At 40.3% G+C, this 13,068-nt stretch carries 10 protein-coding genes; 6 read left to right on the top strand and 4 right to left on the bottom strand.

From position 1 onward, the window contains the following. The first annotated feature begins 32 nt into the window (after positions 1-32). Together gltS and L2730_RS06825 are read left to right on the top strand one after the other, a co-directional pair. Complete coding sequence (gltS, locus tag L2730_RS06830) at positions 33-1,265, top strand: sodium/glutamate symporter (protein WP_428848438.1); 1,233 nt, start codon at positions 33-35, stop codon at positions 1,263-1,265. A 169-nt stretch (positions 1,266-1,434) separates the two neighbouring features. Next, positions 1,435-2,253 carry a hypothetical protein gene (locus L2730_RS06825; protein ID WP_248973901.1) on the top strand — a complete coding sequence of 273 codons (819 nt, stop codon included), beginning with the start codon at positions 1,435-1,437 and terminating at the stop codon, positions 2,251-2,253. 81 nt (positions 2,254-2,334) lie between these two features. Here the strand turns inward: L2730_RS06825 and L2730_RS06820 are convergent, their stop codons facing one another. Beyond that, entirely contained in the window at positions 2,335-3,381 is a 1,047-nt protein-coding gene (locus L2730_RS06820) for an AraC family transcriptional regulator (protein ID WP_248973900.1), read from the bottom strand. 298 nt (positions 3,382-3,679) lie between these two features. On the opposite strand from L2730_RS06820, the gene L2730_RS06815 reads away from it, so the two are divergent. From L2730_RS06815 to L2730_RS06800, 4 genes are all read left to right on the top strand, one after another. Beyond that, on the top strand, positions 3,680-5,452 hold the full coding sequence (locus L2730_RS06815; RefSeq protein WP_248973899.1) for a phospholipase D-like domain-containing protein: 1,773 nt from the start codon (positions 3,680-3,682) through the stop codon (positions 5,450-5,452). Positions 5,453-5,729: 277 nt separating this feature from the next. Beyond that, complete coding sequence (locus tag L2730_RS06810) at positions 5,730-6,926, top strand: patatin-like phospholipase family protein (protein ID WP_248973898.1); 1,197 nt, start codon at positions 5,730-5,732, stop codon at positions 6,924-6,926. Between the two features lie 38 nt (positions 6,927-6,964). Then, a complete protein-coding gene (locus L2730_RS06805) occupies positions 6,965-7,348 on the top strand; it encodes a hypothetical protein (RefSeq protein WP_248973897.1) in 384 nt (127 codons plus the stop codon). 772 nt (positions 7,349-8,120) lie between these two features. Continuing rightward, positions 8,121-8,414 (top strand): hypothetical protein, encoded by a 294-nt coding sequence (locus L2730_RS06800; RefSeq protein ID WP_248973896.1) that lies wholly within the window; start codon positions 8,121-8,123, stop codon positions 8,412-8,414. A 182-nt stretch (positions 8,415-8,596) separates the two neighbouring features. On the opposite strand, the gene L2730_RS06795 is transcribed toward L2730_RS06800, so the two are convergent. The 3 genes from L2730_RS06795 to pfaD all read right to left on the bottom strand — a co-directional run bounded on the left by L2730_RS06795 (position 8,597) and on the right by pfaD (position 12,980). After that, positions 8,597-10,096: a lipid-binding SYLF domain-containing protein gene (locus L2730_RS06795; RefSeq protein WP_248973895.1), complete on the bottom strand. Its 1,500-nt coding sequence runs from the start codon at positions 10,094-10,096 to the stop codon at positions 8,597-8,599. A gap of 463 nt (positions 10,097-10,559) precedes the next feature. Further along, complete coding sequence (locus L2730_RS06790; RefSeq protein WP_248973894.1) at positions 10,560-11,120, bottom strand: GNAT family N-acetyltransferase; 561 nt, start codon at positions 11,118-11,120, stop codon at positions 10,560-10,562. A 231-nt stretch (positions 11,121-11,351) separates the two neighbouring features. Further along, positions 11,352-12,980, bottom strand: coding sequence for an eicosapentaenoate synthase subunit PfaD (gene pfaD / locus L2730_RS06785; RefSeq protein ID WP_248973893.1), 1,629 nt, complete (start codon positions 12,978-12,980; stop codon positions 11,352-11,354). Positions 12,981-13,068 lie beyond the last annotated feature (88 nt).

Genomic DNA, 13,068 nt, shown 5'->3' with positions numbered 1-13,068 from the left:
ACAAATAAATGGTCACCTTTCCCTTTGGAGTTATGATGGATGTTCAATTAATTGAGGTGAAAGATTTTGTTTCTTTTACCTTAGCAATAATCGCCCTTTTTATTGGTAAGTTCTACACTACCCGTTTTGAACTGTTGAGAAAGTACTCGATACCAGAGCCTGTTGTTGGGGGATTTTCAGTTGCAGCAATAGTCGGCGTTTTGTATTACCTCTTCGATATTCAAATAATGTTTAATCTTGATGTTAAAGATATTTTATTATTGTACTTCTTTGCTGGTATAGGTTTAAAAGCAGACTTTATTACTTTAATCCGGGGTGGTAAACCGCTGCTTATTTTAGTTAGCTTATCCACTGTGTTTATCTTCTTACAAAACTTCATGGGTGTAAGTATCGCTAGTTTATTTGGACTCGATCCAAAAGCTGGGCTTATGTCGGGTTCTATATCACTGATTGGTGGTGTTGGAACTGCAATGGCCTGGACGCCTACATTTGTTGAGGAGTTAGGAATTTTAAATGCCAGCGAGTTAGGTATAGCTTCAAATACAATCGGATTAATCGCAGCATGTGTGATAGGAGGGCCTATCGCAGCGTATCTAATGAAGCGTCATGCTTTGAAATCTAATGAAGAGCAAGAGTTGGATATTGGGGCTAGCCATGGTGCCGTCGCAGGTCAGCTTCAGCTTAACTACTTTGGAGTATTAAGGGCTTGGCTATGGCTTAATATTTCTCTTGTGCTGGGCTACTTCATCGATATGTCATTAGCTGAAGCTGGAATGAAACTTCCTATGTTTGTCTCGTGCTTATTAGCCGGAATTCTCATAGGTAATAGTGGGAAAGCTATTTTATCAAGAAGGAAAAAGGCAGATCTTAGCTATATGGAAGAAGCAAAAAGTGGCTTGTCACTGATTCAGGATATTTGCTTAGGAATGTTTCTAACTATGGCGTTAATGAGCCTTAAAATATGGGAACTTGAAGGAAGCTTGGCTTATATATCGGTGGTGATGATTCTGCAAGTTGCACTGTCTGTAGTATTTACTCTTTTTGTTGTATTTAGATTAATGGGTAAAGATTATGAGGCGGCTGTTATCTGTTCAGGTTTTGGTGGCGTGACATTGGGTTCAACAGCGACTGCGATTGTTAATATGACCGCAGTAACACAACAGTACGGTGCCGCACATAGAGCATTTATCATAGTGCCTTTAGTGTGTGGTTTTTTTATTGATATCATTAATGCAATGGTTATTAACCTGTTCACCTTCTTTTAATCTATGACAACTATTAAAGAGAGGGGCTAATAGGAATCATGAAATAGTGGATTTATTATGTATTAAATTGTGCAAATATTGATAGAAGCTGTCCATTCAATTTATACAATCGCTAGAGTTATATATATTGTTTGCTTTATTGATATTGGCTAAATAGAAAGGGGGGCACATGATAAGTCCTATTGGTATGGGGGGGATATCCCCCCTGTTGTTTTTTCTTTTTTTTGCAACATCTACCTATGCTGAAAATTTATTTTCAGATATAGAACTGGAGGGGTTGGAGTACCAGTTTGAAATTGATGAAATAACTGAAGGTTCAAATATTATTGTTGGTGGTTATTTTGATCCTCCTACCAATTACTCTAATTGTAATAGTAAATTTAAAGTATGTCATGAATATATAGATAAGGTCATTAGCCTCAGTGAAACTAAAGCAACAAAGTTGATCATTGGGCTTGAGTGGGGCAACTCGTTTAGCGGAGATGTGCTCCTTGCAGGAGTTGGTAGCGAATACATTGCGATAAGGAATGATGATATGATGTTTGATAGCTACACATCTCATTATGCAATGCTACTAGCTGACGGTAATGGCTCATCTGGTGTAATGCTAGCTGGAAGTTATGAATGGTTTAATGAGCAGGCTAGCTATGGTGACATTTATCACATGCAGGCAGCTTCACTGAAGCACAGCTCTTCCCTGACGATCGAGTATGGATATAAACAATTTATTTCATCGAGTTTTAGCCTAAGTTTACGAGGGTATAGCAAGTTTATTATGAGAGAACACTCTATAGTCTCAAATTTAGGTGCTATAAATAGCCATAAAATAAATGAGGTAGGTAATGCAAATTTGCATGGGGTCGGTTTTCAAATGGAGTACTTGCTAACGCCTCATTGGGATATCTTCGTTAGCATTGCAAAAGATTATAATTCAAATTATTCATTTCAGGAGACGACGGCAGCATTTCGTTTTGTTTACTTACACTGATTTTGTTCAACACTAATCAATGCCCTAGTGTTTATTTTATTTTAAATAATCCATCCTCATCAGTTTGAAAGGGGGGAATATTTAAATGCTAAAAATAGTCATTCCGTTAAATTCATTAACATCCTCTAAGTATTGCTTGGGTGTTAAATTATGTGCCTTTTTAAATGCTTTAGTAAAACTCTGTGGATTGTTAAAACCTAATTCAATTCCGACTTGTTCAATTAGAACCCCCTTTACTAGCATTTGGGGGGCAAGGTTATATAGCAGTTGGAATTTTACTAACTCACTGAAGCTATACTGGTGTTTTTGCAAGCGCCTTTGTAGCGCTAAGGGAGACATCATTAGCAGGTCTGCGATGAACTCTAGCTTTGGGTAACCAAATGCTCTTGAATAGTTAATGAGCTCATAAACACAGCGAGAAAAATCATTTTTATCAGGTATGTCAATATAGTTAAGTACGTCAACTTTATCGATTCGAATCTTACCTTTATATGCATTGTTGGCGGTACTGTACTTCTCTAATGCACTTGCCGGAAACCATACTTCTGTTTTTGCTTGGTTCCATAAAATATCACAGCCAAAAATACGCTCTAGTTCGCCAACCTTTCCAATACGAGACCCTGGGAGGTGTATTGTTATAGGCGAGTAATCTTTGCTCATATACTCTCTTAAAAGGTGCACAAATACCCAAGCAGCTACTATACCGTCATTTAACCGCTCTTGTGAGACTGCGAGCTTGGTCTGATAGCTCCATTTAACAATATTTCCGCTACGTACAGTGGTGACTTTCGTGCCGGACTGTAATGATTTAAATAAGGTGTTAAACCTAATTAGTGCAACAAACAGCACTGGTGAGGAGCAGACAACTGAACATAAAGGAGAGAAATTGTTCAGTTGTATTTTTGAGCAACCTTTAGCGATAAATAACTCATCATTAATCTGCTCTTCAATGATACCAAAGTACCGAGTCATTTCAGTTAAAGGCATTAAGCGCATATGGTCGTTTAGTAAACTCTGAGGCAAATTTACTTTATCAATGCAATTTCCATAATAGTCATCCATGGCTTTAAGGAAAAGCCAAAAAACCCCAACCCGTCCAAATGCTACTGATTCTTGGTCATTTTGCATCTTATCTCCTTTCGACATTCACTTAAGCACAGCCACAAATAGATTATTGCATGACATGCGACTTTATTCACTACCTGAGCACTTAGGAAATTAAAGCTTGTGAACTGAAGTTTAAGCATATTAAAAAAATAGCCTGCAAAAAATTCTAATTTAGTCAGTATAAAAGGAGTGATAGCTACTATATGGGAGTGGATATTGATAGCTTCTTTCCAACAAATTGTTAGGCAATTAGTACTGTATATACTTGCTGTTATTCGATGCTAAGAACTGAGATGTACGGTATGGAGGACAGCTTACAATGAAGCACTTATTCATTTTTATTTTATTGGGATTGTGTTCAGCCTGTTCGGCGACTGTGAGTGAAAGTCCCTGTGATGATACTGCGTTAGATTGCCCTACAGTTGAAGCTGATAAATCAGGCAATATCAATCAGCTATACAAAGAGCGCACTTGGCAGCGCATGAGCAAGTTGGAAAGAAAAGTGATTCAGAATGGCATAGATGCCGATATACCTATTCAGGCCGCACAAATAAAAGTATTTGGCCCTTCTGAAGACGATGCCGTTCGATCGTTAGCAACTAAGATTTGGATTATAGAAAATGCTCAACATACTATAGATGCAACATATTACATATTTAAAGATGACCTAGTCGGCTATGCCATGCTAGGTGCGATGTGTAATGCCGTAAAGCGTGGTGTTGATGTCCGCTTAATGGTCGATTCAGTGGGATCGTTTAATAGGACACATAAAGAACTTAAAGGATTAATAGCCTGCTCAGCTGAAGCTGGTTTCATGCAAGATGAACAAGGAAACCTAACCAATAAAAGAGCCCGAGTACAGGTGGTTATTATTAACTCATTATCTAAACTTTTTGTTCGTAAAAATAGACGTTCACATGACAAGTTATTAATAGTTGATGGCCAATTTCCGAATCTAAGTTGGGTGATGACGGGGGGGCGAAATATCTCACTTGATTATTATGGGCTTAATGAAGATGGAACTGCAAACTCTAATACATTTAAAGATTTGGAAGTGTTACTAAAGTCATCTTCCAATGAGGTGACATCTGTTAGTCATCTAGCTGAAAAATATTACAATTTACTGTTTCTTCACGATGGGAATAAACAACTACAGCAATGGTTACCTAGAGATAGTCAAAAACTTAAAGCCCAAGACTCTTTATTGCAGTTAAAAGCCATGAACCTATTTAATCAGCAGTATACTGATATTGAAAATCAGCTTGAGCAAGGATTTTTTGCTGCTGAGGTAAAGCTAGCTCATGAACTTAATAACTTACTTGCTAATGGGGTAGTATATCGTCGTCAAGAGATCCTCAATCAAAATCCTAATTCGATAGTGTCAATGCTAGAAGAGATCACAATTGAAAACCCGGGGGCTAAGCATATCAAGGTTATTTCGCCTTATGCTTTTCTAGCCGAGTTTAACTCATCGAGCAGTGAGGAGTATTTTGATGGGCGACTGGCCATTGATAAATGGTTGAGTGAAGATCCTGAACGGACAATAGAAGTTATCTCAAATTCAGTGCTAACCAGTGATAACTTTTTTGCACAATCAATCATCGATATAGATTCAGTGCCCAGAGCACTTTTACCACCAGAAATGATCGAAGATTGGCAAGGGAGAGAGTTAAGTGATGAGTTTGAACTTGCCGATGTGATACAAAAATACAGCATAAACCCAAGAGTTAGGTTTTATCAACTTGGCAAAATAGACAGCGCGACATTAGGTGGAGACAAGCACTATGGAAAATTGCACGCAAAAGCTGTGATAGTTGATAATGTTGGTTTTGTTGGCACCAGTAATCTAGATTATCGCTCAAGGTTATTTAACAATGAAGTTGGATATTTTTATCAAAGTGAGGAGGTATCGACTGCTTTATTGGACACTTTTAATCAATTAAAAGCTGACTCATACTTATGGGGCAGCCAAGAATGGTTCGATATGAGAAAACTGCTTTCTACTCTTGATACAACAAAAACGAGTACAGCTAAAAAGCAGAGAAAAACTTATCACAGGCTTAATTGGACGGGGTTAAAGTGGCAGATGTAGGCTCCCAAAGCCAAAGCCAAAGCCAAAGCCAAAGCCAAAGTTTAGTTTAGATACTTAAGAATTATGGAGGCTACCTATCTGTAATGACTCTCAAACTGACATGAACTGTCCAATTACTAATATATCTAGCCAGATTCCTTAAACTAAACAAAATCGAGCAGTCGTCATTACGATTGTTTTTGTTTAAACACAAAGCGCTACACCAATCTCATTGGTATATCGACATTACATTATTACTTTAGCAGTTAGTCTGCTTACTCGAACACTAGGTGTTGAAATGAAATCAATTTTATTAACTGCTGCCTTATCCCTTTTTTTAGCTGGTTGCAATACTGTCCCCGACCATAATAGTGCCCCAGAATCACTGGCCTATGAGTTAAAGCCCATGGGAGTCAGTAATATTCGCTCTTGGGGTAACCAAGCTGAATTTAGTTATGACTATTTAGAAACGTTGCAAGATAACTACCTTGCAAGACATGAGAAACCTACCAAATTGCAGGTTTTGGCGCTTTCAGGCGGTGGAGCTAATGGTGCTTTTGGGGCTGGTATATTAACCGCCTGGACGAAGACTGGGACTCGACCAGAATTCGATATGGTAACTGGTGTTAGCACGGGTGCAATTTTAGCAATCTTCGCTTTTATTGGCTCGGACTATGATGAGCATGTTGTTGATTTTTATACTAATTATGGTTATGAAGACCTATTTAAAGCCAAGGGTTTACTTACTTCACTACGTAGCATGGCGATATTAAACATCAGTCCCTATGAAACCTTAGTCAGAGAAACAATTACCCCTCAATTGCTAAGTAAGGTAGCAGAAGGGTTTCATCATAGTCGTTTACTGTTAATTGGCACTACTCACCTTGAAAGCCAACGTTTATCTATCTGGAATATGGGTGCGATAGCGGCTCAGAATACACCGCAGTCTGAAAAGCTGTTTGAAGATATCATTCTTGCTTCTACAGCCATACCTGGCGCAATGCCCGCAGTGCAGATCGATATGGAATATGGGAATGAAACTTATCAGGAGCTTCATGTTGATGGAGGAGTTGCTAGGCAAGTCTTTTTCTTACCTGACACCCTATCAGCGCACTCATTCAAAGAGGGGGTGCTGGCTCAAGAGAGAAGTCTGTATGTGATCCGTAACGGTGAGTTTCTCCCTCAGTGGCAGGAGGTCACTCCTTCCTTAGTCGAAGTGTCATCTCGCTCTTTAAATACTATTATCAAATACCAAGGCCGCAGTGACGTGATGCGAATTTTTGGTCAAGCCAACCAGGCTAATATCGAATTTAATTTTGCGCACATAGGAAATGATTTCACTGACATCAATAAGTCTCAAGAACAGTTCAACCCTGAGCATATGAAAAAGCTATTCAATTATGGCCATTTAAAAATGATCGAAGGTGATCTTTGGCTAAAGCGCCCACCAGAGTTCGACAGTCTCATACTAAAAGTAACTGCAAAGAAAAAGTAACTTCAAATTTATCCAAATCAAACAATTGAGAAACAGATATGCAATACCCCAAAGCTCGCGAAGTTTTTAAAGGTGCGTTACAGATACTATGTAGCGATGGCAGTTTCAGTAGCCGCCTAGAAAGAGTTATCACTGTGATATCCGAAATATCCCCCTACGCGGATCTACCTGATTCGGTACTTGTGGATTTTAGTCAGCTAAAGGCGAGCCTGAATCAAGTGACTAACTTTGGTGTTACTCCAGTTTCAAGGTTTCAGCCCAACCGTATGGAGCAGCTGATAATTATTGAAAAGATAATCAGCATTTATAAACTATTGGTAGAGGCAACACACGATGATGCTTTAAAGGAACTCATCAAGCAGTTGGAAAGCAGATACTTAGTCTTATCAGATGAGAAAATATTGGAGCTAGTCAATGATTAACCTAAATTATGTTGCACTGAAAAAAGTCGAGTAAGGAGCTAACTAGCATATTCAGAATGTAAATATAACAAACAAGGACTATTAATTTTCCACCGGAACGTATAAAACAGCGAATAACCCTGCAATAGGGTTATTAGGCTGCCTTCAATTATTTCCAACACTATTATTAGCTTCTCTAAATGTGGATTTGGCTCAGTCATAAACATACAATCCTTAGCTCACAAGGAAGTTGAAATGAGAGTGTTCATTGTCATCTTTTTATCAATCGTCACTCTACCTGCTTACAGTGAACAGTCAGGGTTTTAAATTTCACTGGGTGATTTCTACCCCTCTACCGATTCGGGCTTTCAAGTTCACTCCACTGAAAATGACTCCACATTCGACTTAGATTTTGAGCGAAATCTTGAATTGAGTGAAAATTCAGTGCTGCCATATATCGAGCTCCAGTAATGGTTTAATCCACGGCATGCTATTTTTTAGACTGGCGAAGCCTACATCGAAATGGCACGAGAGATAAGGTAAGGCAGCCATTTATATTCGATTTTGGTTCTGGTTACCAGTTAGTCAGATTGGGGAGCCGAGTAGAAACTAGCTTGGATATTGATATCTCCCGTATCGGTTACAGCTATAACTTTTAAAGGGGCGATACGTGGCAGTTAGGTGCAACTTTTGGTCTGCACATAACCCAACTTAAATTTAAACTCGATGGGGATGTCAAAGCATGTATCGACAGGACGTGTAAGACAAGCCTTGAACAGCCCATGGTTATCTTATGAACAGTGTGACAGCTCCATTACCTGATCTAGGCTTATCCTTTAAATATAAGCTAGGGAGTGGGTGGAGGTTTAAGACTTTTGCACAGTACTTTTTAATTGAAATCAACGATGCAAGAGGGGGCTTGGTAGATCTAAATGCTGGATTTATTTACAATTTCACCGATAGTTTTTCCACTTATTTAAGTTATAAATACTACAAACTTAAGGTAGACATCGATAATAGTGAAAATGATTGGAATATTCGCTATGCCATTCAAGGGCCTGCGATAGAGTTAACTTACGCTTTTTAGCATAGTGAATACAGCTAACTATCATAAATAGGGGAGGAGTGACTGGCTAAATAACCAAGTAGGTAGAAGGTAAGCTTGATTGGCCCCCTCCCCCTACTATACCTAGAAAAAGTAGGAGGTATGAGCTGTGCTCAAGAGTGGTCGCTTAGCCTTTTAGCCTAAACGCTGATGACTTACTTCACCTAAAAACGTCTGCTAATACCACCTGTAAATTGCTGTCTACCATCATAGGTGCCAGTCCACTCGAAAAATGCTGACCACCTCTGATTGAAGTTTAAATTTGCACCGATGAGTGGCTCCCAAATATCATCACTACGCTGTGAAATCTGATAATCAATTCTATCATCTGTTCCTGGAATGGGTTGGCTACCTGTTATACGTACTTCATTATCCATGTAACTTACCCCAACATATACAGCTAAGCTATTACCCGCAGAGTATGAAAATACTTTGCCTATTCTAGGTGATACAGTGACAACATTGCCATCAATACTGCGATCATCCATTTTCACTTTTGTAAATGACACAGGAACAGATATAAAGTAGCTGTCCCAACCAGCAGCAAGCACAGTTCCCAAGGTGTAGCTCATACCTGACATGTTGACGTTGACATCAAATATCTCGGATTCTACCCCTTGATATCTATTGCAGCGAGAGCGATCAGTACCTCTAGCATTGGAGCAATCGATACCTAATTGATTGAGTAGTTTGTTACCATCAAGGCCGAAGTTTACATTAGCTTCACCTTCAATACGCCCTACGGAAGCAAACACATTCATAAAAGGAAATAGCCAAGCATCTAGTTTTATCTGAGGGGTAATGGACTCATTATTGTTATTTTCAAACTCTACAAACTCAATTGGCACATACTCACCCTCTTTATTGATGACAGAGAGGTCGTATAACTCCATATTTTGCTTAGTACTCGCATAGATAAAACTCAGTCCAATTGGCAATGGAAGGTCGTGCCCAAGCTCAATAACTCTTTGTCCAAAAAATGGAAGCGCTCTATCCCAATGTTTTACTGGGGTCACACTATTTGTCGAGCTTTCTTTCATTGAAACTGAGGTATTGGAAAGCCCTGTATCTGTTAATGTTAGGTTTTTCTCTATATCAACAAAGCTTGCAGTAAGCGACGCTTGTCCGCCTTTTCTATTAAGTGTGTAAGTTGATACAGACTCGCCATTAGCATTAACGTTATAGGAAGAAAGGTCGCCATCGGTAAAATTCCATTGAGTAGAAACTGTGGCGCTATTTATCCCTTTACGAAATACTTCCAGACTTGACTCATCTTCAAAGATCGACACAATTTTGTACTCAGAGTGCCCAAGACCAATGCCGATATCTTCCCGACGTAGGTTTATATATGTAACACTTTCAGCTTCATTATCGTAGATCGCACCTATGCCAGTCGCCTTTCCAAGCAGCGGTATTTTAGTACTGTGTATGTCAGCAACCATATAGCCATAAGCTTCATTTATCTCGGATTCTAGTTCAGGATTTTGCTCTATAAACTGGTTAATAGTAGCTTTAGTCGTAGTATTAATTGATACTCTCAGGTTCTCTTTTTGCTCAGCATCAAGTGCTATTGAGCTACTGCAACCCGCGGTGGTCGCTGCAATGGAGAGTAATGCCATTAAAGGCAGGGCCTTTCGACCCGATAAAGTTGTAATGATAGACATAGTGTGACCTTTAAATAGTCGTTCTTTATAGCGGCACAGCCGAACTATATAATTTTTGGAAGTAGCGTTAATTCAGCTAACAGCACTTCATTTTTGATATGGCTAATTTAGAACGATTTAAAGGACGGGGTGCAGAAACGGAGCAATGGCATAGTTAACACTGCTTTTTAGGATATAAATGTTCCAAAGAAAATAGGTTAGGTTTGTTCAGAACGACGTTGACCACAGCTAAAAGTGAATAGTTAGCTCTATGCTAAAAAGAGAGGGACTCTGCTTACTTTATGGGAGAACGAAGTAGGATTTTTTTCAGGATAATACAAAAAAGTTGGGACGCTATGTTTTATAGGTGTCTTAGGCTTTATGACCTGAAAAAGCCACCTGAACCCATAAATTATAGTGAGTGATGCTTGGTGGTTTTTCTTATGAGCCTGTATATCACTTGGTTTGGAGTCTTGCTGCTAGCTCAGTAAAGTAAGTTGTTTTTAGGCTTGCTAGCTTTGCGTTCGAGGCCATATACGGCATGGTCGTATAGTCTGCCATTCAAGTTATCTGCTTTGGTGATTATCCGCTCAAGCTTGAAGCCCAAGCGTTCGGCAACACTACGACTGGCGATATTCTCTGTTGCGGCCATTATCTCAACGCGTTCTAAGCGTAAATCTGTAAATGCCAATTCAATTAACCTATTGACTGCTTGAGTCACAATCCCTTTTCCTTGCTGGTGACTACTTAACCAATAGCCTATTTCCGCTTTTTTCTGTGAGTGGTTGATTGTATTTAGACTAACATTTCCCACTAGTTCACCATTAAAAATCATGGCACAAACTAATGATTTATTGTCGGCATACTCATGCAGTACTTTGGTAATGAATTGGGTAAAGAACGTCTCACTATTAGCATGAGGGGGCCAAGCGAGCCACCGAGATAAATAATCACGCTCTTCAGTGACGATAGCGTAATATTTTGAACTGAATGAGTGCTCCACTAAAGCCAGTTTTAGCTGTGCTGTTACTTCCAATGTAAACATAGTTCTCTTACTTTTTCTGCTACTTAGCGCTGTAAGTTAGCACTAACCGCAGAGTTAAAATATATAAATACAGGTATGTAAACTAAATTAAGGTTTATATGGAGCTGATGGAGCGTGATTTATGTCTGTTACTAGGCGTAATGCTTGATGAATATGAGATACTGGCAAATGGCTCAAAAGACAAAGCCAACGCTAGTAAGCGTTGGCTTTTGGATTGCTGCTAAGATAAGCTTAAGCCATTCTCTGGCTTGGCTTCCAACGAAGTAGCTGAGTGGGTAACTTCACACCTTGTGAGGTTAAACTATTTACGCGATTAAGGTACGCTGCGCCATACATAAGATGCTTAGCCACATCGACGGCGTTACGCTCTTGATAGTTATCTAAGTAACTGCCTTTCGCCCACTGGTTAAAGGCGCCTAAAGCAGGACCTGCCCAAATTTGGTAATCCATTTCACGGCCTGTTTCCCCGGAGTTTGACCAGCGGCTAGAAAGCCCTAGATACCAGCGGAAAATCAGTGCCATTTTACGCTTAGGGTTATCTGCCGCACGTTCAATTTGCTTAGGATCGCGCTCATTAAAGTGCGCCACGGTTCCAGCCCAAATATCATCAAGGGTCGAACGGAAGACTTGTTTTTCAAGTTTTTCACGCTCATCAGCTGGAATCGCTTCTATTGAGTCATAACGAGTGTAGAGCTCGTACAGTTTGTTGGCGCGCATTGGGAACAAGGTGCCACGTTTAACCACTTGCAGCTTCACGCCCATTTCGAACATATCTGCAGCAGGAGCCATGGTCACATCGGCCATCTCAGTGGTCGATAGTAGTTTACGAGTGTGTTCACTCGCACCCGCTTCAACACAAGCCTGGTTGACAGAACCCGTTACGATATAGGCTGCGCCCATATTAAAGGTTGCTAGCGCCGCATCAGGCGTTCCGACACCGCCACCACAACCAACACGAATAGGTGTTGGGTATTGATATTTAGTTTGGATCTCTTCTTTTAATGCCAAGATGGTTGGCAAAAGTGTCACTAACGGACGATTGTCGGTATGGCCGCCTGAATCTGCTTCTGCAGTGATATCGTCCGCCATAGGAACTAGCTGCGCCAGTTCCATTTGTTCTGGCGTGATAGAGCCTTCATCTACAAGCTTTTGCAGCATCTTTGCTGGCGCTGGCATCATGAATTTTTCAGCGACTTCGGTGCGGCTCACTTTAGCAATAACCTTGTTAGCGACAACGATATTACCTTGAGCATCACGGCTCAAACCTGCGGCACGGTAATAAACAATTTGCGGCGTTAAGCCTAAAAATGCTGATGCTTCTACGGTGCGAACCTTATGCTTCAGAAATAGCTCGACACTGCCGCGCTCTAACGCTGGCTCGCTTGGACTATGGATAAGGTTAAACATGTACGGACCGTTTGGCAGCGCGGCTTGAATACGGTTAATTGCCTTTTCTACGCGGCTTGGGATAAGTCCTGCTGCGCCAAATGAGCACAAAATACCAGCCTGGCCGAGCGCAATCACTAACTCTTCAGAAGAGATACCATTTGCCATAGCGCCTGCGTAGTAAGCGTATTTTACCCCGTGAACGCGGCGGAAATTGCTATCGCCCAGACTTTCGGTACCTAGCGCGGGTGTGAAAGCAGCAACAGGTAGACTATTGCTGTTAGCGGCTTGCTCTGCGACAAGCTCTGCGCTTTGCGCGATGCCAACGCCCTTTTCATTATGGTTTACCACATAGCAGCCACGGCTGAAGTCTTTTAGCTGCTGCTCCATCACGGCAACATCAAAGCTGATGTTGGTGTCGGTGACCAGCCAAGGCCACGGAGATAGCATTTCATTGGTTGTAGTAGGATTCATTATATTTAAGACCCTTAATCATTTGTTTTGAGCCAGCGGCTCTTAGCTATTCTTTTCTTTAAATAAATTATTAAATCGAGTTAGGACG

The organism is Shewanella kaireitica, from assembly GCF_023284045.1.
Taxonomy (GTDB): Bacteria; Pseudomonadota; Gammaproteobacteria; order Enterobacterales; family Shewanellaceae; genus Shewanella; species Shewanella kaireitica.
Note: the sequence above shows the minus strand (reverse complement) of the source record. Positions and strands in the feature narration are given on the sequence as shown.

Coding starts and splice junctions, on each gene's coding strand:
- gltS (WP_428848438.1), top strand. CDS start 33: ATGATGGATGTTCAATTAATTGAGGTGAAAGATTTTGTTTCTTTTACC.
- L2730_RS06825 (WP_248973901.1), top strand. CDS start 1,435: ATGATAAGTCCTATTGGTATGGGGGGGATATCCCCCCTGTTGTTTTTT.
- L2730_RS06820 (WP_248973900.1), bottom strand. CDS start 3,381: ATGCAAAATGACCAAGAATCAGTAGCATTTGGACGGGTTGGGGTTTTT.
- L2730_RS06815 (WP_248973899.1), top strand. CDS start 3,680: ATGAAGCACTTATTCATTTTTATTTTATTGGGATTGTGTTCAGCCTGT.
- L2730_RS06810 (WP_248973898.1), top strand. CDS start 5,730: ATGAAATCAATTTTATTAACTGCTGCCTTATCCCTTTTTTTAGCTGGT.
- L2730_RS06805 (WP_248973897.1), top strand. CDS start 6,965: ATGCAATACCCCAAAGCTCGCGAAGTTTTTAAAGGTGCGTTACAGATA.
- L2730_RS06800 (WP_248973896.1), top strand. CDS start 8,121: ATGAACAGTGTGACAGCTCCATTACCTGATCTAGGCTTATCCTTTAAA.
- L2730_RS06795 (WP_248973895.1), bottom strand. CDS start 10,096: ATGTCTATCATTACAACTTTATCGGGTCGAAAGGCCCTGCCTTTAATG.
- L2730_RS06790 (WP_248973894.1), bottom strand. CDS start 11,120: ATGTTTACATTGGAAGTAACAGCACAGCTAAAACTGGCTTTAGTGGAG.
- pfaD (WP_248973893.1), bottom strand. CDS start 12,980: ATGAATCCTACTACAACCAATGAAATGCTATCTCCGTGGCCTTGGCTG.